We start from the raw sequence: 26,535 nt of genomic DNA, 5'->3' as shown, positions 1-26,535 counted from the left end.
ATCGACCGCCTGAATTTCTGAGTAGGATAGAGTTATGCCTACCTGCAAAGACACCCAAGGAGACCACCGTGAACCAAGGCACCCCCAAAATATCTTTCAAGCTACCCCGTATTAGCAATTGGTTGATACTGCTGGGCATCGCGTATTTGTTGGTGTCAATTGGTTTGGGTTGGATAGTTAAATCACTGTTGATTGTAGTAGCTTTTTTGCTACTGACGCCTGTGGTAGCATTTTTCGCGCTTCAGTGGTGGCTGAAACGCAATTTAATTGAGGACAATTGTCCCGTTTGTCAATACGAATTTACAGCTTTAAATCAAACTCAGTTTCAGTGTGCCAACTGCGGCGAACCTCTGAAAATAGAGGAAGGTCATTTTAGTCGTTTGACACCGCCCGGTACGATCGATGTTACCGCAGTAGAAGTATCATCCGTTCAACAGTTGGAAGATTAGTTATTAGTCATCAGTCATCAGTCAACCGTTATACGTTCGTTCTAGTAGTAGGGTGCGCATTGCGCACCGATGCGCATTGCGCACCCTACAAGCTAAACCGGTGCGCAATGCGCACCTACAAACTACAAACCAATTTAATTGGGGTCGTTTGAGACAAGATTATTTTTCTAGACGCACTGCGTACCACTGCAAATATTTTCCTTGCCCGACATCTAATTCACAATAAGTATCAATTAAATACTTGGCTTGAGCTTCCACCCCAGATATTTTATCCACGTCCTGCGGCAAATCTTCGTGTTTCTCGGTTAACACGGCTTTTAGCTTTTCTAACAGTTCCGCCGCCGTCAAAAACTGCTCTGACTGGTTTGTTTCTAAGACCACAAAGGTGTCTTCGTCATACAGTGACATAGTTTCAAAGGTTGAGGTTAATTATTTCTAAAGTTTCGTACACTTAAGGGATCGAAAGTATAAACTCTTAATTACAATTTTTCAGGCCGGGCTCGATCGTGTTACAATTGAACAACATCAGAATTCCTAGCGGATTACCGTTATTAACTTACTTGTTAACTTAGTTGTTAACCGAGTTGTCAACAGATCCGACACAGCATTTCTGAGGAGATTTGTCAAGTGCAAATTTGTCAAGTGTCAAAATTTCAAGAAATATTCGATCGGCTGTATCTAATTATAACTGGCACTATACATTCCCATGATCACATCTTCCACTTCAACCCCTGTTGCGCGCAAGCCCTCTAAATCAGAAGGTCTCAAAGAACGCAGCAACTATTTACGAGAACCCGTTGCGACTGAACTGTTAGAAGAAACTACCCACTTCACCGAAGAGGGGCTTCAGATTCTCAAATTTCACGGCTCGTACCAGCAAGACAACCGCGACAATAGAGTTAAAGGACAAGAAAAAGATTATCAGTTCATGCTCCGCACCCGCAATCCCGGCGGGTTCACTCCGCCGCAATTATACCTAGCCTTAGACAAGCTATCTGAAGAATACGGCAACCACACGCTCCGCGTCACAACGCGCCAAGGTTTCCAACTTCACGGCGTGTTGAAAAAAAATCTTAAAGCAGTGTTTTCCTCAATTATTAAAAATATGGGGTCAACCTTGGGAGCTTGCGGTGACTTGAACCGCAACATCATGGCACCTCCAGCACCATACAAAAATCGCCCAGAATACCAGTATGCGCTGCAATACGCCAACAATGTCGCCGATTTGCTGACACCGCAAACCGGTGCTTATTACGAACTTTGGTTGGACGGCGAAAAAGCTGTTTCGGGGGAAGAAGACCCCGCAGTGAAAGCTGCCAGACAGTCCAACCGCAACGGCACAACATTTGACGACAAGGAAGAACCGATTTACGGCCAGCATTATATGCCCCGCAAGTTCAAGTGTTCCGTTACCGTGCCGGGAGACAATTCCATTGACTTGTACTCTCAGGATTTGAGCTTGGTGGTAATTACCAATGAAGCTGGCGAGTTGCAAGGTTTTGACGTGTTTGCTGGCGGCGGTTTGGGCCGCACTCACAATAAAGAAGAGACTTTTGCGCGGGTTGCGGATGAGATTTGCTATGTTGCCAAGGATGATGTTTACGATTTGGTCAAGGCAATTGTAGCAACCCAGAGAGATTACGGCGATCGCACAGACAGACGGCACGCGCGGCTAAAGTACCTGATTAACGACAAAGGTGTACAGTGGTTCCGCGAAAAAGTAGCCGAATATTTTGGCAAACCCCTAGAAGCGTTTAAACCGCTGCCTGAGTGGAAGTATTTTGATTTCTTGGGCTGGCACGAACAAGGAGACGGTAAACTGTTTGTCGGCATTTCCGTGGACAATGGCCGGATTAAGGATGAAGGTTCATTTCAGCTAAAAACGGCTTTGCGGGAAATTGTGCAGAAGCACAACTTGCCGATACTGGCGACGCCACACCAAAACGTGCTGATTTACGATATTTCGCCGGATATCAAACAGGAAATTCAGGGAATACTCGATCGATGTGGCATTCAGCGGGAAACTGCAATAGACCCATTGGTGCGCTATGGGATGGCGTGTCCGGCAATGCCGACTTGCGGGCTGGCGATTACCGAATCTGAGCGCGTGATTCCGAGCATCTTAGAGCGAATTCGCGCACTTTTGACCAAAGTTGGCTTGCAAGACGAGCATTTTGTGGTGCGGATGACTGGTTGCCCCAATGGATGCGCCCGCCCTTATATGGCAGAATTGGGGTTTGTCGGGAGTTCCCCGGAATCCTACCAGATTTGGCTGGGCGGTTCTCCCGATCAAACGCGGCTGGCAAAACCAATTGAGGAAAAGCTGCACGTCAAGGATTTTGAAGCTTTTCTGGAGCCGATTTTTGTTTATTTCAAGCAAAAACGGCAACTGAGCGAGAGTTTTGGCAATTTTTGCGATCGCGTCGGGTTAGAATCTATCCGTCAATTTGTAACCAACTACCAATCTGCTGACTCGATGACAACTGAGATTAATGAATTAGAAGTTACGTCTAGTAACGATGACGGAAACGACGCTGCCACTGCTACCGGTGGCAAAGTCCGCCGTCGAATTAGCGTCCGCGATGAAATCTACAACGAGCTCAAGGAAGAAGCAGCCCGTCAGGGCAAGCCGATTACGCAGCTAGCTACAGAAGCGATTTCCACTTATTTAAAGAAGATTAAGGAGGAAGCATAAGCCGATTTGAAATTTTCGATTTTTGCTAGCATCAAATAAAACTCACGCAAAAATAATATAAAGGCAGAGCATTTGCAGAAAAAAACTTTGATTTTTAACATAAATCTGGTTGTAAATGCTTTGCCTTTATTATTTATTAGCCGTTGAAACCCCGCCGGCCTATCTCCTCTCTTTCTCTCTTTCTCTGCGTTCTCTGCGTTCTCTGCGGTTAAATAAAAAAAATCTCTAATAGAAAACGAACAATCCCAAATTCAATGCCTCAATTACAAAGATTAGCAGTTACTGCAGCTCAAATTTGCGATCGCAAAATCGACTTAACTAGAGAACAGCAGCATTATTTAAATCGAGTGCTACGTTTGCAAGCGGGCGATCGATTTATTGCAATGGACGGTCGAGGGCATTGGTGGTTAGCAGTCCTAGAAGCCCAGGAAACCGGGTTAATTGCCTCGATAGCAGAGGAGATTGCTGTGAACAGGGAGCTACCCGTGGAAGTAACTTTGATGGCGGCTTTGCCCAAAGGAAACGGCTTTGACGAGGTTGTGAGACAGGCGACGGAGTTGGGTGTGGCAAGTATTGTGCCGGTAACGAGCGATCGAACTTTGCTCAAACCAAGCGATCAAAAAGTCGATCGGTGGAGAAGAATTGCTGCGGAGGCGGCGGAACAGTCGGAACGTCAAATTGTGCCGACGATTTTAGAGCCTATTTCGTTTGATGTTGCTGTGAAAGATTGCGGTCAAAAATATCGATATATTTGTGTTGCTCGCGGGGAGAATCGGCATTTGTGGGATTGTTTGATTGGTAGTTTGGAACCCCCCCAGCCCCCCTTAATAAGGGGGGAGAAAGATGGGGAAGAATTATCGATTGTCATAGCTGTTGGGCCGGAGGGTGGATGGACTGAGGGTGAGGTGAAAAGGGCGATCGAATTTGGTTTTGAAGCTGTTTCTTTGGGTAGTAGAATTCTCAGGGCTGTGACTGCGCCGATAGTTGCTTTATCGTTGGTGGGCGCGGCTTTTGAGAAGTGCTAATATCCACCAAACCGATCGGAGACTTGATGGGTTTGGCGATCGCAGCTAAAATGTAAATGGCTAATTATCACATAAGTAAAATGTTACAGTCAGTAGAGGGTATATATCGAAATGGCAAAATTGAGTTACTGGAAACACCCGCTGACATGGAAGAAGCGCAAGTAATTGTTACTTTTATGCCAAAATCAGGGTTAATAAACTTGCAATCTCGCGGCATTGACCAGGAGCAAGCAGCAGATTTATGGGTTCGGCTGAGGACATTTGCTCCTGATTGGGAACTACCGGAAATGGATGCTTACGATGCCTTATAGTCGCGGTGATATAGTGCTGGCTTTGTTTCCTAACTCGGACTTGCGTACTGCGAAACGTCGTCCTGCTTTGATAGTTCAAGCTAATAATCTGGGGACTGGTTTAGAGTAAATAATTGTGGCAATGATTACTAGCAATGTAGCCCGATCAGGACATCCTAGCCGGATGTTTGTTGCCCTAGCAACACCGGAAGGGCAGCAAACGGGATTGCTAGCTGACTCGGTAATTATGACAGACAATCTTGTGACGCGTCTAGAAGTTGAAATCGATCGCCAAATTGGTATTTTGTCAGATAGGGCGACAGTGGATGCAGCACTCCGGCACACTTTGGGAATATGATAAACAGGGCGCTAGAACATCTAATTTTTTAGATCGAAGTCTTGTGTTTTAAAAATACTCCGAACTAGAGACGGGGGCGATCGAACTCAGCTCATAATTCGTATCTACCTTTGCCTTCATCCGCGTGAATCTGCGTGAATCTGCGGTTAAAAAATCATAAAATACGCTTGCTGCAAAAAGTCTCTCGCAAAAACAGGAGAAGAATTCATAAAAATGCGATCGCCAATAATCCTCACCATCATCACAGCAATCCTGGCCGCCGCCTGCATCCCAGCAGTTTTCGCCCAGCCACAGGCATCAGCCAATGAAATCTACATTGATAAAGATTGCCGTCGCAACCAGCAACTACCCCAAATTGAAAAATTCACTATCTTTAGCACAAACGAATTTACAGCTAAGGCTCAAAAATATTTATTTTATGCAGGCCGCTATCAAGATGGGGCAGTTCTTTTATGTATTTCAAAACCCAATTTTAACGAGCCAAAAGTTTTAAATGCAGAAAAAATACAAAGACAATTTATTGATAAAATAGTCCGCGATCAAAACAACAAAACTGCCTTTATTATCGCAGTTAGAAACGGAAACGGCCCAGGTGCAACAACGACAAATTATCGTTTAGATTTCAGCAATCCCGATCGCCCCAAAGTCACATCCCTATGAAACCAACCCCTAAGCAAACTCAAAAACAGGTGTTTCAATCACCCTAGTCGGCTTTCTATCTTCCCAAATCATCTTCTGCAACTGTTCCACAGTTTCAGGTAAAAAAAATCGCTCTCCCGTTTCCAAACACACTCTAGCAGGAACATTTTCAATGATCATAAACTTACCATTGACTTCAAGCGTGTAAGTTACTTTTTGTTCCACCATTGTTTCTTTCCGGCATATCATATCTATAACTTAACACAACAGCAAAAATTGTTAACCAGTGGCGGAACCAACCAAACATCAGCCAAGATAGAAACAACGCCATTCCCGCAACCGCCATGACAGACATCAACCAAATAGCCGCCGCCCTAGAGGGTAAAGACTACAAACAAGCTGCCCAACTCATCAAACAATTACAAAAAGAATCCCCCGAAAATCCGTGGGTACAATACTATATCGCCCGCTACTACGAACTCACCAACAACCTCGAAAAAGCCCAAACAACCTATAAACAAATACTCCGCGACATCACCAACCCCAAAATCGTCTCCCAGACCCGCCAAGCTATTCAACGGATTGAAATCGCCCAACAAAACCTCCGCCAACAAGCCATAGAAACCGCCAAAAACGACCCCAGCAACCTCGAACCCGGACTCCTCATCCTCGAACCCGTGAGTCCCGAAAACAAACCCACCGCCATTCAAAATATCAGCAGAATCTTTAAAATCGACGCCTACACAACCCGGATGCAAATCCAAAGCCGCGGCTGGAGACTCTACAAAACTGGCCCCATCGCCGAACTCCGAATTTACGGTCAAGAACTCCTCAAAGCCGGCATTCCCGTATTTTGGGCAACCCTAAGCGATATTCAAAAAATCCAAATCTTCCGAGTGCAGCACTTCCAATCTCTCTCTTCCCCAGCCGTTGTTTGCAAAGATCAACTCGATCGACTCGGTGCGATCGAATTTAACTGGTCAGAAGTTACTCAAAGAGTAGAAGGCTTGTTGCCGATGTTCATCGAAGTTATGGACTACTCCCCCAACCGAAGAAAGGAGCAATTTCGCCACCGAGAAATCAGGCAAGATTACGCTCAAATCTGTGACTTACACATTCCCAGCAGAAACTGCATTCTGCGAATTTGCGACCAAAGTTACGAATTTCAACAAGGAGTTGACTTCACCAAAGCTTCGGCTGAGCTCCCCACTTCACCGAACCAGAAAAATAAAACATCGAAAGTCAAAAACTCTCAACAAATTCCTCAAAGTACCACCAGAATTAACTGGAATAACTTACTGGAAATATTAGATCGCCAGCTTGACGTTACAGTTTGGTCAGAATTTACGCCCTTTGCCGAGACAGTGCTCGATTACACTAATATGTTGAGCAAGATCGCATCTCATATAGAAGTCGAGCGCAAATCCGAAACTCCTTGGGACTCAGCTTTTCAGCTATACAGCGGATTAGCCTTCCTCAGAAACCCAGAAAATAGGGAATAGAACCAAGAGTTAAAATTAAAAATGAGGAATCCCATTTTTAATTTGTTAACGCCAGCATGCGGAATTATCCCATGCCCAATTCCCTATTATGAATTCCCAATTTCCTATTTCGTTTTCACCTGACGAGCCATTTCGCGGAAATTGTTCATGCTGGGGCCAGGGGTTCGACGACTTCCATTTGGTGTCGGCATTAAATTATTAGGAGCAAAAGTCCGATTCGGTTCAGCTTGACTCGGCACTTTTCCGTTAGTTGCTGCCACTGCAGGTACCTTGGCAGGTTCGGGAGTATTAGTAGGAACGCTAGCGACTGGTTCCTTTTCTTTGTTAGACTTTTTCTCTACCTTAGCCTTTTTAGCAGGTTCAGACTTCTCAGACTTTTCAGATTTAACAGGCTCAGCTTTTGCCGGTGCGATCGCCACAGGCTCAGACTTCGCAGGCGCAACTTTTGCTGGTTCCTTCGCTCCCGATTCGCCCAAATCTAGGAAATATTCAGACTTTTTCAAGCCCAACAGTCTGCCGAAAAAGCCGAAAATACCGCCGAAGAAATTTTTGATAAAACCAAACATTAGACTTACTCCTTTTGTTCTTTTAGAGAAATTTGTACAAGCTTGTCAACAAAGTTAGATTACGAGCTAGGGCAACCTTTGTCTACATTTATTCATCAAAATTTACATTTGCCTATATTTAAGCTACCTCATCAAAGCAAATTTTAGGTATGAATACTCACAGTGCTTTGCACTTATTTACAAAGTATCTCAGAATTTGTTAGCCATTCCCACTCATTGCCGATCGTACCTCGATCCGATTCGCTAGCTGTCCTAGTACGGGTCACACTCCCTAGGGCAGTGATTTATGCTTTAATCACCAAGCAATTTTCTTTTCAAATGAACAGTTCGCTCGATCGCAATCCCGTCATCCTCCTACACGGCATCTGGGACACAAAGATTATTTTCAATACAATGTCCGCCCGCCTCACCGAACTCGGATGGTCAGTCCACAGCCTCAACCTGACCCCCAACGACGGCAGCCTCAGCCTCGACTTACTGGCCAAGCAACTCGCAGACTACATCTCTGAAACCTTCGATCCAGAACAGCCTTTAGACATAGTAGGCTACAGCATGGGCGGCATCGTCAGTCGCTACTACGTCCAGCGACTCGGAGGAATCAACCGCGTACAGCGTTTCATCACCCTCTCATCCCCCCATCACGGCACCCTCACCGCTTATTCCCTACGCCTACCAGGATACCTGGATATGCGCCCCGATAGTGGCTTGCTGCGCGATTTAAATCAAGATGTGACAATGCTCAAACGCATAAACTTTACATCAATGTGGACGCCATTTGACATAATGATTGTACCGGCGAACAGTTCCCAAATGCCAGTAGGTAAAGAAGTTAAAGTCAACGTTTTGCTGCACCGCCAAATGGTGACAGAACCCCAAAGTATTAACGCATTAGTTGAAGAACTAAAAGCACCTCTTGAAAATAAAATTTCCACTTAAAAATGAATAGCAATTTCAGCCGCAACCCAGTATTGCTAATTCACGGAATCTTCCGAAAATCGGGAATTTTTCACAAAATGTCTGCCTACCTCACCCAACTGGGATGGTCAGTCTACACCCTCAATCTCTCGCCCCATTGGGGCAACGCCAGCATAGACGAATTAGCCCAACAAATAGCAAATTATATAGACAAAACCTTTGCGCCAGAACAGCATTTAGATATAGTAGGATTGAGTATGGGCGGTTTAGTAACTCGCTACTACCTGCAAAGGTTAGGTGGCATTAACCGAGTGCAGCGCTTTATTGCCATATCTTCTCCTCACAGCGGTACTTGGATGGCTTACACTCTCTGGGGAAAAGGCTGCGTTCAAATGCGTCCTGGCAGTGCTTTTTTGGAAGATTTAAATCGAGATGCTGCCTTGTTGGAAAAGCTTAATTTTACTTCGATTTGGACAGATTGGGATTTCATCATCGTACCTGCTTCTAGTTCCCAAATATCTGCTGCCAAAGAAGTAAAATTGCCTGTTTTCGCTCATGCCATGATGGCGAGGCACTCCAGCAGTTTAAAAGCTGTGGCTGAAGCACTTTCAGAACCATTGAAAAATTATATATAATTAACTTGTTGTAGGGTGCGCACTGCGCACCTTACTAACTTGTTGTAGGGTGCGCACTGCGCACTACTAACTTATTGTAGGGTGCGCACTGCGCACCTTACCGCTATTTAAATCGAGATGCTGCCTTGTTGGAAAAGCTTAATTTTACTTCGATTTGGACAGATTGGGATTTCATCATCGTACCTGCTTCTAGTTCCCAAATATCTGGTGCCAAAGAAGTAAAATTGTCTGTTTTCGCTCATGCCATGATGGCGAGGCATTCAAGCAGTTTAAAAGCTGTGGCTGAAGCACTTTCCGAACCATTGAAAGTTCAGGATTAACCGTTTGATTCATTCTTGTATAATGTCAATTTTTTTAGGGGCAGGTTTCACCTACAGTAATTGCCTAAAACCAACAATTTCCTAAACCCGCCCCCACAGGCGGCAAATCGCTACCGGACTAAATATCAAACAGCATCCCCAACTTCAGCGTATTCGCTGCGACCAAAAATTGCTTCAGCTTCACAGTAATACTTGAACTCAAGTATATTGTGGAAAGGGTCTTCTAAGAAAAAAGTACGGTGTTCTGTAGGCAAACCGACAAATCGCCGTCTCGGTTCTTGATAGAAATTTAAGTTGTTTTGCTGGGCTTTTTCTAGCAACGCTTCCCAGTCAGCTTCGGAAGTAAAAATTAACCCAAAATGCCGGGGATAGATGCCTCGCTGAGGCGTCAAAGGTTCGCGGCTGACATGGGCGACAATTTGATGGCCGCATAAACCCATAATCGCAGAATTCGGCGATTCGCGACCTAGTTCGCAGCCGAGCCCGTCTACGTAGAACGCTTTGGTTTGGGCAATATCGGTCACGGGGAAGGCAAGATGAAATAAGACTTGGTTCATGGAGGTACTCAATGCAGAATTCAGAATTGTTCTTTAATTATTTATCTTGGTCTAATCCTTGGTTGATGGCGATCGCCCTAAATACAGTTTTACTCGCGATCGCCACCATTGCTCCTAAAAAATTGCTCACTCCCGCTGGCCAATTTCACGGTTGGGTATTGGGCGTCCTCATCTGGGGCTGTTTGGGATGGCAAGGCTATGCTGTGGTGATGTTTTACTTTCTTGTCGGATCGGGAGTTACCCGAATCGGCAAAGCCCAAAAAGAAGCAGAAGGCATAGCCGAAAAGCGTTCAGGCGCCCGAGGCCCAGAAAATGTCTGGGGTTCGGCTTTAACCGCTACTCTTTGCGGGTTGGGAGTTTTGGCATTATCTATTTTAGGAGAGACAGGCAAAATGTCTGTTTTAGGAGAGACAGGCAAGATGCCTGTGTCACAAGATGCTATTTCCCTGTTATTGCTGGGTTACGCGGCGAGTTTTTGCACCAAACTTTCCGATACCAGCGCCAGCGAAATCGGCAAAGCTTACGGAAAGCGGACTTTTTTGATTACCAGCTTGCAGCCTGTACCTAGGGGTACGGAAGGGGCCGTAAGTTTGGAAGGAACGATCGCGGGTATTGTCGGCTCAATTCTGATTGCGCTTTTGAGTTGGGCCGTCGGTTTAATTGACTTGACAGGAATTGTTTTTTGTGTTATTGCAGCTTTTATTGCCACGAACATAGAGAGCGTCATTGGGGCGACGGTGCAATCAAAGTTTGAGTGGCTGACGAACGAGGTGGTAAATTTTTTCAATACGCTCATAGGAGCGATCGCAGCGATCGTTTTAGCTGCGACCTGGAGAGCTTTTTTAGCTTAGTTAATCCTGCTGGACGCATTCGCCACCCAATCAACCGGGTTTATTAGGATAATTCAAGGCATTAACGCAGTATTTTCCATAAAAACCCGGTTTCTGCCTCGCGAGTTATTAGCTATTAATCATTAATCATTAGTCTCAAGCAATCAACTCATGACTAATGATTAATAGTTAATCAAACTAAGCGTCGTCTTGCGGCCCAAAAACCATTTGTAAAATCATCGTCGGTTCGCCCCGCTTGTGATAGCGATCGGCCCAATTGCGAATAATTTCATCTAATTCCTCAAGGGCTTGGTCGAGGCGTTCCGGCGGAATATCCAAAGTCTCCATAATTCGCATCACATTCGGTTGTTTTTCCGCCCAATCCTTCATCAGCCGGAAATATCTAGCCGTATCCTCCACCATAGTAAATGTCCGCTCTTCCTGCTCTGCGGGAGAGTAAGTAGCGCGAGTGAGGGCATAAAACGGCATTCCCCAAGGAGAATCAATACGAGTAACTGTCCCAGAATAGATCAAGCGTCGCTTAATGTGTTCTGCTAGAGCTTCGCTCAAAGGCATTCGCCTTTCAGGAGACATATCTTCTTGCGATCGCCGGTGCAGAAACTCGATCAACTCCATAAACTGAAAAGAATTGATCAGTTGAGCGTCTGGCGGATTCGGAGGAATCTTGCCTTCGAGATATTTTTTTTCATCTACAGTCAAATTGTTTCCCGGAATGCGAGGGCGTCCCGGCATCCAACCATACTGTTCCAGCCAGACATAAGGAAACTGAATCAAATATCTAGGTTCTTGGGAACCCAACATTTTCAGCAATTTTCCCTGAGTCAGAGCTTCCCGGACTTCCTCAACAATCACCTTCACCCGTTTAGGCTCAATGTGATGCAAGTGCCCGGTCATCCGCAGGTTGTTGTCCTGCTCCATATAAGTCATATAAATGGCACACTTAGCCGCCGTTGCGGCCGCGTCTAGAAACGCCCCGTGCCTGTGCCCACTGGTTCTCATGGCGCTAAACGCCAGATATAGCATGATCTGATCCATTGCACTAGGGCTGAGGCTTTTGACCAGATCCAAAGAGTCATTTTTCATCACTATCCCCGAAATAGCCAAATTAGGAGGCATTTTGTCATCCTCCATTAAATTATTGCGAGAGCGCCGAATCAAGCATAGCCGACTGTCGCCGGAAAGCTTGCCAGCTACCCTAATATTCAGGTTAGTTAATTTCCCTGAGGTAACAGGGGCATGGGCTTAAAGGCTATCCACACCGCATAAGTGGTTCTTATTGGTGGCCAATTTAAGTAGATTGCTGCACCCTCTGCGCTGACAGTTTACCTATATATAAGTTAGTTATCGCAAGTTAATTATAGTGCAGCGGTTGAAAATTAAACCCTACCTGTGGGGGGGAGAACGTAAATAACTGTTGCGATCCCAGGAATTTGAGGCGACTCCGAGCCCCTAATTCTTGAATAGTCATGGATGCCGAAACCCGGTTCGATCGACTAAAATACGGCTGTTCCATAATTGCGCGAGAATTTTGATGGTTTTGTGGGATGAACTCTCCTAGGCCGTCCGCTTTATTTTCACAGCAGGCGGGACACCTCACAAGAATCCTCCTCAAATTGTGCAATGCCAAAATAATGCCTGGAGGGCGAGGGATATCGGTTGACAAACCAGATGATCAGAGCCCTGTAATTAGTTACTGTTTAATAGAAGCGTTTTCAATACAAAACCGCCACCTACTAGAATCTATCTCTAGGTAGATGGCGGTTCCCCGTTTATATGCTAACATTTATTAAACAAAAAATAATATCCTCCGAACTGTCCACAAAAAGTACAGTTGTCGCTTAACCGGAAAAAATAGAATCCCAGAAAATCCGATCGCGCGATCGAATGAAGGGCCCGAAGCAACTCAGTTGTGGTCATCACTTGCGTCCAGTGCAATTAGAAATCTTGTAGCGGATGAGTGTAAACAGTAGGCTCAGTAAAATTTCTGCGCCTGCTCCTCTGAGGAGGGTGCTCGCCCTTTTGTTGAGTTTGGGCTGACAACATATATTGGGGGGTGGCAGTTTCGACCATGGGGAGTGAATATTCAAAAGCTTGAGCAGCGCTGGCACTCAAGGTAATGCCCAACAGGCTCAGTAAAGCAATTGCAGTGTAGGTTTTCATGGGTAGTATTCGTATCAGTATCTATTTAGAGATACGACATTTACCCAGGTTGATCAGGATGAATTTCCCGGAAATTATCAAACTATAGAATCAGGAATCAGGAATCAGAAGGAAGAAGAAGAAGGAAAAAGGAAGAATAAATCCGGCTTGGGTTAAGCTATCGCGTATTTAAATTGTATCCTAAAATCCTTGTATAAAAAGCGGAAAATTATCTTTCCCTCTCCCTTTCTTACGGGAGCATCTCATATTTGTAAAAACACTTATTCTGGCTCCTTCCTTCTTCCTTCTTCCTCTTTCCTCCTGACTCCTGGCTCCTATTTTGGGCTGGGCTGCTTTCATTGAGATGCTCCCCTTTCTCACCCTCTCCCCTCCCGAAGCAACAGACACTTTAGATGCGTAGCATCTGATCTATGAGAGCAGTCACAAGTCGATGTAAAATGGAATAATATCTCTGGCTTCAGTAATAAAAAAATTCCTAATTGCACTACCCAGAGGGTTGCAATAATATACAAAACCGCCAAATACAAGATTCAATCTCTCGATAGATGGCGGTTTAAGGTTTATATGCTATCATCACTCACATAAAAGAAGAGCCTAATGACTGTAAACAAGAAATGCAGTTGCCTTGGAAACCTGAAAAACTAGCATCCCAGAAAATCAAATTGAGCGCTACACACGGGCGGCAGAAACTAACTCAATAACGGAAATCGCTTTCGTCCAATGTCATTAAAATGCTTGTAGTTGATGAGTGTAAAGATTAGACTCAATGAACTCTCGGCGTCCGCTGCCTCTTTCTGGAGAACGATCGCCCTTTTGTTCGGTATGGGCGGATAAAATGTATGGAGCGGTGGCAACTTCGAGCAGTCCGACGAGGGATTCAAAGGCTCGAACGACAGTGGCGCTCAAAGTAACGCCCAAAAGACTGTGTAAAGCAATTGGTGTGTAAGTTTGCATGGGGTTAGTATCCGTGTCATTGTCTATTAACTGATACGGACTCTCCCTGATCGATCAGGATAAATTTCTGTGAAATTTTCGGATCTCTGCAAAAAACCTTACCTCTTCAATTCTACTGATTCCGCCAGCAGCCAAGCGCCTGCCGAATTCAGCCTACCCCAGACTGTCAGAGGCTTTTCGGTTTCGCAATTCTGTAAAAATCTGTCGGTTTCCGAGTCCAAAGTCACGAGTTGCCAAGTTTGATCGGCCGCAGATGCGGGGCTTGTCAGCGTTAGTGTCCAGTCTTGTTCGCCGAGGCGGCGGAAAATGCCAGAAAATTGGCTGTGGGTATTTGCTGTTTGACTGCTTGGTTTCTCTACTGACTGCTGACATTCGCCGCTGGCGGGATATGCTTGGGGCCGATCGAGATAATAGCGTTGCCACTCCAGCCAGTCCGATCGCCCCTGTGTCAAATTAAATAAAGGAATAACCGCCGCACTCGCCTCGGAATCTTGCAGCAAAGCTTCCTGCAAAACTCTCACCGGCAAATCCCGCGGCTGACATCCAGATTCCGCGCACAAAGCCGCCGCCATCCCCGCCGCCTGTCCAATATTCATTACCGTCGGTTGCAAGCGAGTTGCACCGTTGGCGATGTGAGAGACGGAAATATTTTTTTCGCAGACTAGCAAACCGTCTGTAATCGCAGGAATTAGTGCGCTGTAAGGAATGGTAAACGGAGTTCCCGTCCAGCGGCCGCCCCAGCGAATGGATTTGGGCTGCAAGGGAATATCGCCACTGGGGTAGTGGTGGTCATTGGCGTAGTTGCCGATCGCAATTGTTTCACAAATGCCCTCAGAATTTATCGGCAACTTCGCTACTCTTCCACCGACAATAGGCAAAATATCTTGTTCTATGACTGTACTAATCCCTCGCAAGCGCCGACTTTCTCGGTAGTAAGGATGTAAGGCAAAAGAACGAAGAAGGGAAGAATTGTGTGGATTTTCGATCGTTGAAATCGGGAAAATATTCTGTGCTAGGCCGTAGCGGGGGCCGAGTTGCGTTTGAATGAAGCGGGCGAAACTTTGAGTGTGCCAGAGACTTTCTTGCAGGAATTCTTGTCGAGATGCTTCAGATTTAATGAGTCGATCGACCCCTTCACCATAATCATTACCTCGAATCGGCCAATTAATCATCAACAATCCCCCTGGCAGCCTGCCGTAATTGAGAAATTGTTCGGGAGTGTAACCGTCCCAAGCACCGATAAATCGATCGGGATTGTCAAGGGGCGGCGCGGGAATTTCTGGCCCGGCCGCACCTTTACCAAAATCCTGCATGATTGCCACCCAAGTCGGAGCTTGCACTGAATAGCTCTCTGTGAGATCATTAGAGCCGATCGGCGCGCTGGGTTCTCCCCACTCGGCTTGAAATTCCCAACCCCAGCGGTGTCCAACTTCCGCTAAAGCCAGCAAATCTCCCAATTCCGTGGCATCCAAAGTGATTTTGGCCGAAACCGTAAAATCTGCAAACCGAACGCCTGAAATGCGATCTGCTTCATATAGCACATCGTGAGCTTTTTGTCCAGAAATCCAGTGCAAGTTCGGCAAACATTTAACCCAATCGGCGAAAATTTCAGCACCGATGCGGGGATCGTAAGTAAAAAAACTGACCCAGCCCCAATCCAAACCTCCCCGCTGTCGCTGCTGCAGTTCCCGGAGAAACGCGCCCCACAAACCGGTTTGAAAAGCTGCTAATTCATTACCATCGGGGGCACAAACGCCAGCGGAAGTCAGCATTCCTCCCAGCCAGGGGAATTCGCTTACTAAAATAGTTTTGACACCTCGGCGGGCTGCTTGCACGGCTGCTGCAGTGCCGCCGGTGCCGCCACCGACGACTAAAACATCTGCTTTCAAGGTTGGGGACATGGGGAATAGGATTTTAGATTTTAGATTTTAGATTGCAGGAGGCTCATTCATCATGTAAGGTGCGCAATGCGCACCCTACGGATTTTAGTAAGGTGCACAATGCGCACCCTACGGATTTTAGCAATGCGCACCCTACGGATTTTAAGATTACTTAATTCTCCTCTTCCTCTGTGTCCTCTGCGTCCTCTGCGGTTAATAAAAAAATTAGTTATTGTGAAAGTCAGAGCGCATCTCAAATCAAAAACAATCAGAAAATGGGGAACCCGGACACTAAAGTCATACGTCGCGTAAATTCCCCACTATTCACTACTAACCAAGCAATTGAAAATGGAAAAAGGTTTTATTTTGTGGTTCACCGGGCTGAGCGGTTCCGGCAAGACAACTATCACCAAAGCTCTCGAACCTGAATTGAAGGCAAGAGGTTGCAAAGTTGAAATATTGGATGGAGATGTCGTTCGCACCAACTTGTCAAAAGGTTTGGGATTTAGCCAAGAAGACCGAGATACTAATATTCGGCGGATTGGATTTGTAGCTCACCTGCTGAGCCGCAATGGAGTAGCGGTAATGACCGCAGCTATTAGCCCCTACAGAGCAATTCGCGATGAAATGAGAGCAATGGAGCCCAATTTTGTTGAAGTATATATCACAGCGCCGTTAGAAGTGTGCGAAGGTCGCGATGTCAAGGGGCTATACGCTAAGGCCAGAGCAGGAGAAATTAAGGGTTTTACCGGAATTGACGATCCTTATGAAGAACCGCTTAATCCTGAGATTATTTGTTACACAGAGCGAGAAACTGTGGAAGAGAGTGTTAAAAAAGTTCTGACCAAGTTAGAACAGTTAGGTTACATTTGATGTTGGCGGGGTTGGATGAGGATAGGGGCAAAAAGCGATGGTGGTGAAAAGTTATTCGCACGACGTGCAACTTGAGAAAAAATCTCACCCTTGTGTTCCCTTCGCGGAGAGGGAAAGGGAAGAATTTCTCTCCTTTCCTGCAAGGAAAGGGGGTCAGGGAGACGTTTCCAGCAAAAGCTGCAAGCTAAGTTATTGGGTAAGCAATGCTGTCAAAAGTTTAATGATTCAAAGTTTAACAGTGTCAGTGCTCGCGGCGGTGGGTTCATCTCCTGCGGCTGCCCAGTTTATGCCTCCTCCTCCTCCTCCTGCTGATGCGGGTTCTCCTGTTCCTGTACAGGTACCGGCAGTGCCGGGATTGCCGGGATTGCCGGCAACTGAACCTTCCAGTGTACGATCGGAAGTTTACACTTTGGGAGCGGGCGATCGTATTCAAATGGACATATTCAACGTCCCGGAATACAGCGGCCCCAACGGTCAACACCAAGTACAGGCCGACGGTTCCCTGAGTTTGCCGTTAATTGGCAGCGTTTCGGTGTACGGGATGACCCTAGAACAAGCTTCTAATGCTGTTAAAGACAAATACGGCAAATACCTCAAACGTCCTTGGATTACCCTGAAACTGCTAGCGCCGCGTCCTTTGCAAATTGCGATCGCGGGCGAAATCAACCGCCCCGGAGCCTATACAATATCCTCAGCAGCAGGCCCCGGAGGCACAGCAGAGCAAATGGGAACTCAAATGCCAACGATATCGCGGGCTCTGCGAATGGCCGGTGGAATTACCCAGTCAGCAGACGTGCGGCAAATCAAAATCCGCCGCCCCCAGCGCAACGCACCGGAACAAATTATTAGTGTGGATTTGTGGGAATTATTGCAAAACGGCGATTTGCGCGCCGATATGACTTTGCGCGACGGCGATACTATATTTATTCCCACTGTAACTAGCCTCAACCGCCAAGAAGCACCAACTTTAGCAGTAGCTAACATTACCGGACAAAGCACTCAACCAATTAATATTGCTGTGGTGGGCGAAGTAACTCGCCCCGGTACTTATACTTTGGCAAAAGAGGCTCAAAGTAGGGTACAAGAGAATGAAATGGGTGAAAATTCTGGTTTGTTTGCTGCCAGCGAAACCAACGGCGGCGAAAGTGTTTTGCAGCAAACTGTAACGAGGGCAATTAAAATGGCGGGCGGCATTACGCCGGTAGCTGATATCAGACAAATACAAGTTCGCCGCCTGACACGGGCGGGTACAGAACAAATTATTAATGTGAATTTGTGGCAACTTTTGGAAGGGGGAGATGTATCCCAAGATTTAGCGCTACAACAGGGAGATACGGTAATCGTCCCTAAAGCCGAAAATCTTGATGAAACCCAAGACGAACAAGTAGCTAATTCTAATTTTTCACCGGATACGATTAGAGTGAATATTGTGGGAGAAGTCGTGAAACCGGGAGCAATTGCGGTGGTTCCCAACACTACTTTAAATCAAGCGCTGGTAGCAGCGGGAGGTTTTAATAAAGCGCGGGCCGAAATGGATTCGGTGAATTTAATTCGCCTCAATCCTAACGGCACCGTTTCGCAGCTAAATGTTAAGGTTGATTTTTCCGCAACTGCCAATGAAGAAACTAATCCCAAACTGCAAAATAATGATGTAATTATGGTAAGGCGATCGGGTCGCGCTACGTTCTCGGATAATGTAGGCGGGACTCTCGCTCCTCTCAGCCCGCTGTTAGGAATATTTCGGTTGTTCAATATTTTTCAGTGATTTGAATAGACTAGCATTAAGGCCTCAGAAACCCGCTTTCTAGAATTTTTTTCGGTTGGCTAACGAAATTTTAGCAATCAACCGGGTTTCTGAAACGGCGCAAACGTTACAGACGGTTAAACTAATAAATTGTAGAAATCAAATGAAACCAGGGAAAATATCTCAATTAGCACTGTTTAATAGCCCTAAAAAAGCCGCCGATCTGCAAGAAACATCTTCCGTACTTTATGAAGAAGATCAATTTTTAGGCAGAAACAAAACCGAGGGAGAAGAGTTAAGTTTTTGGGAAGTTTGTCGCAGTCGTTCCATCTTAGTCATCGGCGTAGCAGCGGCAGTGACTACCGGAGTTTTTGCATGGACACTGAATCAAAAAAGCGAGTACGAAGGCCGATTTCAATTATTAGTAGAACCAGCAGTTACGCAAAATACTTTAGCCAAAATATACTCCGGTGAGCTGAAACTGCAACCAGCGGCCCCAGCAACGCAAGAAAAGGGCGGTTTTGACTACGAATCCCAAATTCAAGTTTTGCAAAGCCCGCAAGTAATGTCGCCAATTATTAAACAGTTGCAGGCTAAGTATCCCGAAATAAATTACAACTACCTCTTGAACCAAAAAGCCGATAATTTGCCGTTTTCTCAGGAAACCAGGCTGTCAATCAATCGCTTCAAAAATACCAAAATTATCGAAGTTAGATATCGGGATTACGATCCCAAAAAAATTCAGTTTGTTTTGGAAAAAGTTGCGCTAGGCTACCGCAACTACAGCGTGCAAGATACCACAAGTCAAATTAGTCAGACTCTGGATTTTGTGAAATCGCAAATTCCCAACCAGCGAAAGCGCCAACAAGCTCTGCAAACAGAAATTCAAAAATTGCGGCAGCAATACAATTTCATCGATCCGCAAATTCAAACCCAACAGCTTTCGCAGCAAATCAGCCAACTGCAAGCGCAAAGATTAGACGCGCAAACGCAGTTAAACCAGCAGAGATTGCTCTATTCCAATCTGCAAAATCAGCTCGGACTCAACCAGCAGCAAGCGCTGATGGCGTCGGCTCTGAGTCAAGCTCCCCGCTATCAAGCTATGCTGACTCAATTGCAACAATTAGAAGGGCAAATTGCGATTAACTCGGCTACGTTTACAGACGAAACTCCGCAAATGCAATTGTTGCGAGAACAGCGCAAGAACCTGATTCCTTTATTGAAGAAAGAAGCCCAACAAGTTCTGGGAACTGATTTAGGTAAGGTAAGTTCACAAGTGCTGGCTTTTCAAGATCCGGTGCGGATTAAGTTAATCGAGCAGTTTGTCGGTACTGCTAATTTAATTCAGGTGCTGGGTGTGCGGAATCAAGTTTTAGAACAAGCTGCTAAGCAGTTGAATCAATACTCTCAAAAATTCCCGGTGATTTTGCGGCGCTATTCCGATTTGCAGCGCGAGTTGGATTTGACTAACAATACGCTGAATGGTTTGGTGGCAAAACAACAAGCTTTGCAGCTTGAAGCTGTGGGCAAAAAAGAGGTGGCTTGGGAAGTTATTGCTAAGCCGGAAATTCCGCGTTACAAAAATGGCGAGTTGATGGCTGTTGCTCCGATTATGCCTTTGAATTTGGCTTTGGGGGGATTAGCTGGTTTGCTGTTTGGTACGCTGGCGGCGCAGTTGGCGGAACGGTTTAAAAATAAAACGGTGTTCCAAACTCCAGAGGATGTCAAACAGTCGATTCGCCTGCCTTTGTTGGGGGTAATTCCTGCTAGCGATAAAATTTTGAGACTTCCTCCTGCTGAGACAAGCCCGGTGGATGTGGCAATTTCGCCGATGCCGACGGATGCTTTTCAAGAAGCTTTTCGATCGCTCAATGCGAATATTCGCTTATTAAACCTTGAGACTCCAATCAATTCTTGCGTAATTACTTCTTGTCAAGTAGGTGACGGCAAGTCTACGGTAGCAGTAAATCTGGCGCGGGCGGCGGCGGCAATGGGCCAGCAAGTGCTGTTGGTGGATGGGGATTTGCGGCGCCCGCAGGTACACGAAATGCTGGGTTTACCGAATTGGCAAGGCTTACACAATGTGATTGCGGATGATGTGGATGTGCAACAGGTGATTTTGCGATCGCCCCGCGATGAAAATTTGTTTGTGTTAACTTCCGGCCCGGTTCCTCTCGATCCCACAAAGGTGCTTTCTTCCCGAAAAATGCCGCATTTAATGGCAGCTTTGTCAAGTCATTTTGACTTAGTTATTTACGATACTCCACCGCTTTTGGGTTTGGCGGATGCGAATTTGTTGGCGGCTCACACTAACGGATTGATGCTAGTAGTGGGGCTGCATCAAACTGAACGGGAGGCGCTGTTGTTGGCTTTTGAAGATTTAAAAATGGCGGGAATTCCGCTGTTGGGAATGGTGGCGAATAACGATAAAGGCAGCAGGTATTACTATCAGTCTTACGTGCAGGATTACGTCCAGGAACAGTCTGTTTGAGGGAGAGGAATTGAGAAATGTGTAGTGGAACAGGCCGGAAAGCCTGTTCTTGAGAATGCAAGGCGGGCGGGATAAGCTGTGGAGCATTTAAATTGGAAATTCGGGACAGGCTAGAAGCCCGTCCCACAAAAGTTTTATTGATTTTTGACACACAATTTAAATGTAGAACAGCTTACCTCACAAGATATTTCATCCATCTGGCACCATTAATTGTGAATAAAGCTGTCAGGGGCGGGCGGGACGCCCCACAAGAACATTTAACTTTTGTGGAACCGGCCGTCTAGCCTGTTAAGCGAGATTTGTGCGTAATTTCAGAAAGACAAATTTTCTTAAGATTTGCGATCGAGACTCTGAACTATAATAAAAAGTAGAGAAATTTAAACAAATCGCGACACTTGCAAATTGGCAAGAGCTGAAAGAAAACGTGGCTGGTAAATTCCTATTTTGTAATACTTTGATACAACTCCCGGCCTCGGCTCAAAACTAGCAGGGAGTTTTGTGTTTTTCACCGAAGAACGAGCCCGGCGTGCCCCTGGCTTTAGACATGGGGAGGAAGTCGGTAGCGGTTTCAACCGCCTTCAATATTTTTTGTCTGGGTTGTTTTGTAGGGATACTTGAATTTTAAATCAAGAATATTATGCTAATATAAACCAAGGAGGAAAACAGAATGTATGGATGCCAGCCAAATCTAATTAGTTCAGACAAAAGCTTGAAAGCAGTCTTAGAATTTCTGTGTAGTGAAGCATCAAAATTAATTAATTGTGGAACTTATTATGCCCGACAACTATTCTTCAAAACGGGAAGAATACCGAGTAGAGCCAAGCTGCATAAAGTTTTAGGAACGCAAAATCAAAACATCCACTACAAAGTTTTCTATTCAGATACCGCACAGCAGATATTAACTAGCGTTGCTGAGTCTTTCAAATCCTATTTTGGCTTACTAAATGGACTCAAAGAAGGAACGGTGACGCAACGTCCAAGACTTCCTGGATATAGACAAACCGGATTAGCACTTGTAACATTTACAGGTAGATCGGTCAAATTAAAAGATGGAATGCTGCGATTTCCTTTAGGGAAGCAAGTTAAAGCTTGGTTTGGCATAGAGTCGTTCTATCTAACCATGCCATATAACTTAGAATATGCTTCTATTCGAGAGTACAGGATCTTGCCCAGAAACGGATGTTTCTATCTGGAATTGGTTTACCAAAAAGAAGCTGTTCAATCCGATGTGAACGTTGATTCTGTATTGATGATAGACCACGGGATGGACAACTGGATAACTTGTGTCAGCAATATTGGAACTTCATTCATTGTAGACGGAAGGCATCTCAAATCCCTAAACCAAGGCTACAACAAACAAGTGGCAACCTTGATGTCAGGTCAGGACAATGGATTCTGGTCTAAAAGGCTGGAACGACTGACCGAAAGCAGAAATAGAACAATGCGGGATGCAGTTAATAAAGCTGCTCGTAAAGTTATCAATCATTGTGTATCATCCAAAATTGGTACAGTTGTATTTGGATGGAACAAGAATCAGAAAGATTCGATAAATCTGGGCGCAAAGACCAATCAAAAATTTGTTCAGGTTCCCACGGGTCGGTTAAAAGATAGAATTGCTCAACTGTGCAAGCAGTACGGTATCAAATTTATTGAAACCGAAGAATCCTATACCTCGAAAACTTCTTTTTTAGATGCTGACGAACTGCCTAAATTTGGTGCGAAACCCGAAGGGTGGAAAGCTTCGGGAACAAGAATCAAGCGTGGATTATATGGGACGGCGAAGGGGTGGCTAATTAATGCAGATTGCAATGGTTGTGCAAATATTGGTCGTAAAGTAGCAACAATACTTAGACTCGATCTAAGTGGAGTTGGTAGGGGTGATTTGTCAGCACCCGTAAGACTTAAGTTATGGTCTTATGAATCCCCGTCCCTTTAGGGCTGGGTAGTTGTCAAACAGGAGATGAAACAATGGCTATTGCTACTATCAACCCGGCAACGGGAGAAACGCTGAAAACTTTCGATCCAATAACGGATGAGGTAATAGAAGCTAAGCTGGAATTAGCACAGCAAGCTTTTAAGAAATACCGTCAACTGCCGTTTGAGCAGCGAGCTCTGTGGATGCAGAAAGCTGCAGACATCTTGGAGCGCGATCGCGAAATTTACGCTGAAATGATGACCCTGGAAATGGGAAAAACGCTCAAATCTGCGATCGGCGAAGTGGAAAAATGCGCCTTAGTTTGTCGGTATTACGCCAAAAATGCCGCTCAATTTATGGCAGACGTACCGGCAACCACTGACGCTAGCAGCAGCTTTGTCCGCTACCAACCACTGGGCCCTATTTTAGCCGTTATGCCGTGGAATTTCCCATTCTGGCAAGTTTTTCGGTTTGCGGCGCCAGCACTGATGGCGGGCAATGTCGGCTTGCTCAAACACGCTTCCAACGTGCCTCAGTGCGCTTTGAAAATCGAAGAAATTTTTACGCTTGCTGGCTTTCCCGAAGGAGTTTTTCAAACTTTGTTAGTCGGCGCCGACAAAGTAGCCGATATCGTTGCGGACGATCGTATCAAAGCAGCAACTCTCACCGGTAGCGAACCGGCGGGTGAAAGTTTGGCAGCAAATGCGGGCAAAAATTTGAAAAAAGTAGTGCTGGAATTGGGAGGAAGCGACCCATTTATTGTGATGTCCAGCGCCGATTTAGCAGCAGCTTTATCAACTGCTGTGACATCCCGGATGCTCAATAACGGTCAATCTTGTATCGCAGCCAAACGCTTTATTTTAGCAGAAGAGATTGCCGACGAATTTATCACAGGATTTGTCGAAAAATTCGAGCAATTAAAAGTAGGCGATCCGATGTTGCCGGAAACCGATATCGGCCCTTTAGCTACTCCCCCAATCCTCAAAGACTTGGACAATCAAGTGCAAACTTGCGTCCAATCGGGAGCAAAACTTCTGACAGGTGGCCGCCCATTGTCAGAGAATGCCGGCAATTTCTACTTGCCAACTATTCTGGCAGATATTCCGCCGAATGCCTCTGCCCGTCAAGAAGAATTTTTCGGGCCTGTAGCTTTAGTATTCCGAGTTGCAGGGATTGATGAGGCGATCGCGCTCGCAAATAGCACATCTTTTGGCTTGGGTGCGTCAGCTTGGACTACAGTAAACTCAGAGAGCGATCGCTTTATTTCCGAACTAGAGGCCGGCGCGGTATTCATCAACGGTTTAGTAAAATCAGACCCGAGATTGCCCTTCGGCGGCATCAAACGCTCCGGTTACGGACGCGAATTGAGCATCCAAGGAATGCACGAATTTGTTAACATTAAAACAGTGTGGGTAAAATAAGATCCCACTCTATCAACCGATCGCACAAATCTACATAAGTCTGCGTTTATCTGCGTTTACCTGCGGTTAAAAATCCCCATTTAGTATTTTGGCGATCGGTTGAAAAAGACAAAAAAAACCATTAACCGAGGAGAGAAACGGAAATGAACACAGCTCAACTATTGGTAAAATGTTTAGAAAATGAAGGCGTCGAATACGTCTTCGGACTTCCTGGAGAAGAAAATTTAGAAATTCTAGAAGCCCTGAGAAACTCTTCAATTAAATTTATTACTACTCGCCACGAACAAGGCGCGGCTTTCATGGCAGACGTTTACGGTCGTCTCACCGGCAAAGCCGGCGTTTGCTTGTCCACCTTGGGTCCAGGCGCAACTAACTTAATGACAGGAGTTGCTGACGCCAACTTAGACGGGGCTCCTTTAATAGCAATTACCGGACAAGTCGGCACAGACAGGATGCACATCGAATCGCACCAATATTTAGATTTGGTTGCCATGTTTGAGCCAGTTACTAAGTGGAATGCTCAAATTGTTCGCCCCAGCACGACGGCAGAAATTGTCCGCAAAGCCTTTAAAGTAGCTCAAAGTGAAAAGCCGGGATCTGTTCACATTGACTTACCTGAAAACATCGCAGCAATGCCTGCTGAAGGAAATCCGCTCACCAAAGACAACCGCGAAAAAACTTTTGGCGCTTACCAAAGCTTGAATAAAGCCGCTGTGGCAATTTCCAAGGCAAAAAGTCCTCTGCTTTTAGTAGGAAACGGCGCGATCCGCGCTAACGCCAGCGATGCTTTGACACAATTTGCTACTCGATTGAATATTCCTGTAGCTAATACTTTCATGGGCAAAGGTGTAATTCCTTACACTCATCCTTTGGCACTGTGGACGACGGGATTGCAAAAACGGGATTATATTAGTTGTGCTTTTGAAGAAACGGATTTAGTGATTGCTGTTGGCTACGATTTGATTGAATATTCCCCGAAGAAGTGGAATCCCGAAGGAAAAATTCCGATTATTCACATTGGATCTTTGCCAGCAGAAATTGACAGCAGTTATATTCCTCTTATAGAAGTTGTGGGAGATATTTCTGACTCCCTCAATGAAATTTTGCAGCGTGCCGATCGCATGGAGAAAGTAGACCCTTTTGCTAAGCAATTGCGGGCGGATATTCGCGCTGGGTACGAACAATATGCAGCCGACGACGGTTTCCCAATCAAGCCACAAAAACTCATTTACGATTTGCGGCAAGTCCTGGGCCCGGAAGATATTCTGATATCTGATGTGGGAGCTCACAAAATGTGGATCGCGCGGCACTATCATTGCGATCGCCCGAATACCTGTTTGATTTCCAACGGATTTGCGGCGATGGGAATTGCGATTCCGGGTGCGGTAGCTGCAAAACTCGTTTATCCCGATCGCAAAGTAGTAGCAGCCACCGGAGACGGTGGTTTTATGATGAACTGCCAAGAGTTAGAAACTGCTTTGCGAGTCGGTACTAATTTTGTGACGCTGATATTTAATGACGGCGGTTACGGGTTGATTGAATGGAAGCAGCAAGATTATTTTGGTCATTCCGATTTCGTAAAATTTGGCAATCCCGACTTTGTGAAATTTGCCGAAAGTATGGGTTTAAAAGGCTATCGAGTGGAATCTGCAACGGATTTCATTCCGATTCTGAAAGAAGCCCTGGCTCAAGATGTCCCTTGCGTGATTGATTGTCCGGTAGACTATCGGGAAAATGCGCGTTTCAGTCAATTATCTGGGGATATGAGTTGCAATTTGTAAGAGTAGCCCGCAATCAGGAAACGGCACTGCCGTTTCCTCCATCGCCCTGTTGTTGATGGTTATATCCGATCGCCCTTAAATCGCGCTTTTTGACAAGTTGGGATGTAAGGGCGATCGCTATTACGTCATTATTCCGCACTGTTTGCTAGAATTATTTAAGTCAGCTCTAAGGACGGCCATGACTCAAGCTATCTCAACAAAAAATGAATATCAAATAACTGTGAGTTCTCCTATTTGGCAAAGAGTTGAGCAAATTGCCGCAGAATTTAAATTGTCAGTTTCTGAACTATTGGAACAGATAGGCGAAGGTCAACTCAAAGTTGTTGCGGTTCCAGGTAGTTCAGTAAAAGTGAGTGAGCAAGATATTGCAAATGCTTTTATTTGGTTAGCCGCCCAAACTAATGTAGCAATCAACGCCTACAAGCTACAAAAACTTATGTATTACGCTCAAGCTTGGTATTTAGGAGTTTACGGCAAGCCACTATTTGATGCAGATTTTCAAGCAGGGATTCAC

26 protein-coding genes are annotated in these 26,535 nt (G+C 45.6%); 18 read left to right on the top strand and 8 right to left on the bottom strand.

The genetic code is table 11. From position 1 onward, the window contains the following. Positions 1 to 68 precede the first annotated feature (68 nt). Positions 69 to 449 carry a hypothetical protein gene (locus tag QUB77_RS03550; RefSeq protein ID WP_333170232.1) on the top strand — a complete coding sequence of 127 codons (381 nt, stop codon included), beginning with the start codon at positions 69 to 71 and terminating at the stop codon, positions 447 to 449. Between the two features lie 159 nt (positions 450 to 608). Here QUB77_RS03550 and QUB77_RS03545 read toward each other — a convergent pair whose 3' ends face one another. Beyond that, positions 609 to 857 (bottom strand): chlororespiratory reduction protein 7, encoded by a 249-nt coding sequence (locus tag QUB77_RS03545; RefSeq protein ID WP_333077363.1) that lies wholly within the window; start codon positions 855 to 857, stop codon positions 609 to 611. Positions 858 to 1,155: 298 nt separating this feature from the next. Between QUB77_RS03545 and sir the strand changes: the two genes are divergently transcribed. The 5 genes from sir (at position 1,156) to QUB77_RS03520 (ending at position 5,477) form a co-directional block, all read left to right on the top strand. Further along, positions 1,156 to 3,144, top strand: a complete 1,989-nt coding sequence (sir, locus tag QUB77_RS03540; RefSeq protein WP_333170233.1) for a sulfite reductase, ferredoxin dependent — start codon at positions 1,156 to 1,158, stop codon at positions 3,142 to 3,144. Between the two features lie 254 nt (positions 3,145 to 3,398). After that, positions 3,399 to 4,169 carry a 16S rRNA (uracil(1498)-N(3))-methyltransferase gene (locus tag QUB77_RS03535; protein WP_333170234.1) on the top strand — a complete coding sequence of 257 codons (771 nt, stop codon included), beginning with the start codon at positions 3,399 to 3,401 and terminating at the stop codon, positions 4,167 to 4,169. A gap of 80 nt (positions 4,170 to 4,249) precedes the next feature. Beyond that, entirely contained in the window at positions 4,250 to 4,480 is a 231-nt protein-coding gene (locus tag QUB77_RS03530; protein ID WP_333170235.1) for a hypothetical protein, read from the top strand. A 121-nt stretch (positions 4,481 to 4,601) separates the two neighbouring features. Beyond that, positions 4,602 to 4,817 carry a hypothetical protein gene (locus QUB77_RS03525; protein ID WP_333170236.1) on the top strand — a complete coding sequence of 72 codons (216 nt, stop codon included), beginning with the start codon at positions 4,602 to 4,604 and terminating at the stop codon, positions 4,815 to 4,817. A 213-nt stretch (positions 4,818 to 5,030) separates the two neighbouring features. Further along, complete coding sequence (locus QUB77_RS03520; protein ID WP_333170237.1) at positions 5,031 to 5,477, top strand: hypothetical protein; 447 nt, start codon at positions 5,031 to 5,033, stop codon at positions 5,475 to 5,477. Positions 5,478 to 5,486: 9 nt separating this feature from the next. On the opposite strand, the gene QUB77_RS03515 is transcribed toward QUB77_RS03520, so the two are convergent. After that, positions 5,487 to 5,705, bottom strand: a complete 219-nt coding sequence (locus QUB77_RS03515) for a YgiT-type zinc finger protein (protein WP_333170238.1) — start codon at positions 5,703 to 5,705, stop codon at positions 5,487 to 5,489. Positions 5,706 to 5,800: 95 nt separating this feature from the next. Here QUB77_RS03515 and QUB77_RS03510 point away from each other — a divergent pair, with 95 nt between their 5' ends. After that, positions 5,801 to 6,958 carry a tetratricopeptide repeat protein gene (locus QUB77_RS03510; RefSeq protein WP_333170239.1) on the top strand — a complete coding sequence of 386 codons (1,158 nt, stop codon included), beginning with the start codon at positions 5,801 to 5,803 and terminating at the stop codon, positions 6,956 to 6,958. A gap of 104 nt (positions 6,959 to 7,062) precedes the next feature. Here the strand turns inward: QUB77_RS03510 and QUB77_RS03505 are convergent, their stop codons facing one another. Beyond that, positions 7,063 to 7,524, bottom strand: a complete 462-nt coding sequence (locus QUB77_RS03505) for a hypothetical protein (protein WP_333170240.1) — start codon at positions 7,522 to 7,524, stop codon at positions 7,063 to 7,065. 318 nt (positions 7,525 to 7,842) lie between these two features. Here QUB77_RS03505 and QUB77_RS03500 point away from each other — a divergent pair, with 318 nt between their 5' ends. The 3 genes from QUB77_RS03500 (at position 7,843) to QUB77_RS03490 (ending at position 9,394) form a co-directional block, all read left to right on the top strand. Continuing rightward, a complete protein-coding gene (locus tag QUB77_RS03500; protein ID WP_333170241.1) occupies positions 7,843 to 8,460 on the top strand; it encodes a triacylglycerol lipase in 618 nt (205 codons plus the stop codon). A 2-nt stretch (positions 8,461 to 8,462) separates the two neighbouring features. Further along, entirely contained in the window at positions 8,463 to 9,074 is a 612-nt protein-coding gene (locus QUB77_RS03495; RefSeq protein ID WP_333170242.1) for an alpha/beta fold hydrolase, read from the top strand. A 125-nt stretch (positions 9,075 to 9,199) separates the two neighbouring features. Further along, entirely contained in the window at positions 9,200 to 9,394 is a 195-nt protein-coding gene (locus tag QUB77_RS03490; protein ID WP_333322833.1) for a hypothetical protein, read from the top strand. Between the two features lie 125 nt (positions 9,395 to 9,519). Here the strand turns inward: QUB77_RS03490 and QUB77_RS03485 are convergent, their stop codons facing one another. After that, on the bottom strand, positions 9,520 to 9,951 hold the full coding sequence (locus tag QUB77_RS03485; RefSeq protein ID WP_333098932.1) for a VOC family protein: 432 nt from the start codon (positions 9,949 to 9,951) through the stop codon (positions 9,520 to 9,522). 11 nt (positions 9,952 to 9,962) lie between these two features. Between QUB77_RS03485 and QUB77_RS03480 the strand changes: the two genes are divergently transcribed. After that, a complete protein-coding gene (locus tag QUB77_RS03480; RefSeq protein WP_333170243.1) occupies positions 9,963 to 10,802 on the top strand; it encodes a TIGR00297 family protein in 840 nt (279 codons plus the stop codon). A gap of 177 nt (positions 10,803 to 10,979) precedes the next feature. On the opposite strand, the gene hetR is transcribed toward QUB77_RS03480, so the two are convergent. The 3 genes from hetR to QUB77_RS03465 all read right to left on the bottom strand — a co-directional run bounded on the left by hetR (position 10,980) and on the right by QUB77_RS03465 (position 15,817). After that, positions 10,980 to 11,885 carry a heterocyst differentiation master regulator HetR gene (hetR, locus tag QUB77_RS03475; protein WP_333077431.1) on the bottom strand — a complete coding sequence of 302 codons (906 nt, stop codon included), beginning with the start codon at positions 11,883 to 11,885 and terminating at the stop codon, positions 10,980 to 10,982. 1,803 nt (positions 11,886 to 13,688) lie between these two features. Next, complete coding sequence (patX, locus tag QUB77_RS03470; RefSeq protein ID WP_333170245.1) at positions 13,689 to 13,916, bottom strand: heterocyst-inhibiting protein PatX; 228 nt, start codon at positions 13,914 to 13,916, stop codon at positions 13,689 to 13,691. 98 nt (positions 13,917 to 14,014) lie between these two features. Then, entirely contained in the window at positions 14,015 to 15,817 is a 1,803-nt protein-coding gene (locus QUB77_RS03465; RefSeq protein ID WP_333170246.1) for an FAD-dependent oxidoreductase, read from the bottom strand. Between the two features lie 327 nt (positions 15,818 to 16,144). Between QUB77_RS03465 and cysC the strand changes: the two genes are divergently transcribed. The 6 genes from cysC (at position 16,145) to QUB77_RS03435 (ending at position 26,021) form a co-directional block, all read left to right on the top strand. Beyond that, positions 16,145 to 16,669: an adenylyl-sulfate kinase gene (gene cysC, locus QUB77_RS03460; RefSeq protein ID WP_333170247.1), complete on the top strand. Its 525-nt coding sequence runs from the start codon at positions 16,145 to 16,147 to the stop codon at positions 16,667 to 16,669. 37 nt (positions 16,670 to 16,706) lie between these two features. Beyond that, a complete protein-coding gene (locus QUB77_RS03455; RefSeq protein ID WP_333170248.1) occupies positions 16,707 to 18,434 on the top strand; it encodes an SLBB domain-containing protein in 1,728 nt (575 codons plus the stop codon). A gap of 142 nt (positions 18,435 to 18,576) precedes the next feature. Beyond that, positions 18,577 to 20,904: a polysaccharide biosynthesis tyrosine autokinase gene (locus QUB77_RS03450; RefSeq protein ID WP_333170249.1), complete on the top strand. Its 2,328-nt coding sequence runs from the start codon at positions 18,577 to 18,579 to the stop codon at positions 20,902 to 20,904. Between the two features lie 709 nt (positions 20,905 to 21,613). Then, positions 21,614 to 22,840 (top strand): transposase, encoded by a 1,227-nt coding sequence (locus QUB77_RS03445; protein ID WP_333170250.1) that lies wholly within the window; start codon positions 21,614 to 21,616, stop codon positions 22,838 to 22,840. A gap of 32 nt (positions 22,841 to 22,872) precedes the next feature. Then, positions 22,873 to 24,240, top strand: a complete 1,368-nt coding sequence (locus QUB77_RS03440; protein WP_333170251.1) for an NAD-dependent succinate-semialdehyde dehydrogenase — start codon at positions 22,873 to 22,875, stop codon at positions 24,238 to 24,240. Positions 24,241 to 24,383: 143 nt separating this feature from the next. Beyond that, entirely contained in the window at positions 24,384 to 26,021 is a 1,638-nt protein-coding gene (locus QUB77_RS03435) for an acetolactate synthase large subunit (RefSeq protein ID WP_333170252.1), read from the top strand. Between the two features lie 13 nt (positions 26,022 to 26,034). On the opposite strand, the gene QUB77_RS03430 is transcribed toward QUB77_RS03435, so the two are convergent. Further along, positions 26,035 to 26,160 (bottom strand): hypothetical protein, encoded by a 126-nt coding sequence (locus tag QUB77_RS03430; RefSeq protein WP_333170253.1) that lies wholly within the window; start codon positions 26,158 to 26,160, stop codon positions 26,035 to 26,037. A 39-nt stretch (positions 26,161 to 26,199) separates the two neighbouring features. Between QUB77_RS03430 and QUB77_RS03425 the strand changes: the two genes are divergently transcribed. Next, positions 26,200 to 26,535 (top strand): type II toxin-antitoxin system antitoxin SocA domain-containing protein (locus QUB77_RS03425; RefSeq protein WP_333170254.1); only part of this gene is annotated, 336 nt, incomplete at its 3' end.

The sequence above is a fragment of the Microcoleus sp. AT9b-C3 genome, from assembly GCF_036705485.1.
In the GTDB taxonomy this organism is placed as follows: domain Bacteria; phylum Cyanobacteriota; class Cyanobacteriia; order Cyanobacteriales; family Microcoleaceae; genus Microcoleus.
The sequence above is the reverse complement of the archived record's forward strand: the minus strand, read 5'-3'. Positions and strand labels throughout refer to the sequence as shown.

Coding starts and splice junctions, on each gene's coding strand:
- QUB77_RS03505 (WP_333170240.1), bottom strand. CDS start 7,524: ATGTTTGGTTTTATCAAAAATTTCTTCGGCGGTATTTTCGGCTTTTTC.
- QUB77_RS03545 (WP_333077363.1), bottom strand. CDS start 857: ATGTCACTGTATGACGAAGACACCTTTGTGGTCTTAGAAACAAACCAG.
- QUB77_RS03500 (WP_333170241.1), top strand. CDS start 7,843: ATGAACAGTTCGCTCGATCGCAATCCCGTCATCCTCCTACACGGCATC.
- patX (WP_333170245.1), bottom strand. CDS start 13,916: ATGCAAACTTACACACCAATTGCTTTACACAGTCTTTTGGGCGTTACT.
- QUB77_RS03515 (WP_333170238.1), bottom strand. CDS start 5,705: ATGATATGCCGGAAAGAAACAATGGTGGAACAAAAAGTAACTTACACG.
- QUB77_RS03535 (WP_333170234.1), top strand. CDS start 3,399: ATGCCTCAATTACAAAGATTAGCAGTTACTGCAGCTCAAATTTGCGAT.
- cysC (WP_333170247.1), top strand. CDS start 16,145: ATGGAAAAAGGTTTTATTTTGTGGTTCACCGGGCTGAGCGGTTCCGGC.
- QUB77_RS03530 (WP_333170235.1), top strand. CDS start 4,250: ATGTTACAGTCAGTAGAGGGTATATATCGAAATGGCAAAATTGAGTTA.
- QUB77_RS03440 (WP_333170251.1), top strand. CDS start 22,873: ATGGCTATTGCTACTATCAACCCGGCAACGGGAGAAACGCTGAAAACT.
- QUB77_RS03480 (WP_333170243.1), top strand. CDS start 9,963: ATGCAGAATTCAGAATTGTTCTTTAATTATTTATCTTGGTCTAATCCT.
- QUB77_RS03520 (WP_333170237.1), top strand. CDS start 5,031: ATGCGATCGCCAATAATCCTCACCATCATCACAGCAATCCTGGCCGCC.
- QUB77_RS03465 (WP_333170246.1), bottom strand. CDS start 15,817: ATGTCCCCAACCTTGAAAGCAGATGTTTTAGTCGTCGGTGGCGGCACC.
- QUB77_RS03435 (WP_333170252.1), top strand. CDS start 24,384: ATGAACACAGCTCAACTATTGGTAAAATGTTTAGAAAATGAAGGCGTC.
- hetR (WP_333077431.1), bottom strand. CDS start 11,885: ATGAAAAATGACTCTTTGGATCTGGTCAAAAGCCTCAGCCCTAGTGCA.
- QUB77_RS03510 (WP_333170239.1), top strand. CDS start 5,801: ATGACAGACATCAACCAAATAGCCGCCGCCCTAGAGGGTAAAGACTAC.
- QUB77_RS03450 (WP_333170249.1), top strand. CDS start 18,577: ATGAAACCAGGGAAAATATCTCAATTAGCACTGTTTAATAGCCCTAAA.
- QUB77_RS03525 (WP_333170236.1), top strand. CDS start 4,602: ATGATTACTAGCAATGTAGCCCGATCAGGACATCCTAGCCGGATGTTT.
- QUB77_RS03495 (WP_333170242.1), top strand. CDS start 8,463: ATGAATAGCAATTTCAGCCGCAACCCAGTATTGCTAATTCACGGAATC.
- sir (WP_333170233.1), top strand. CDS start 1,156: ATGATCACATCTTCCACTTCAACCCCTGTTGCGCGCAAGCCCTCTAAA.
- QUB77_RS03485 (WP_333098932.1), bottom strand. CDS start 9,951: ATGAACCAAGTCTTATTTCATCTTGCCTTCCCCGTGACCGATATTGCC.
- QUB77_RS03455 (WP_333170248.1), top strand. CDS start 16,707: ATGGTGGTGAAAAGTTATTCGCACGACGTGCAACTTGAGAAAAAATCT.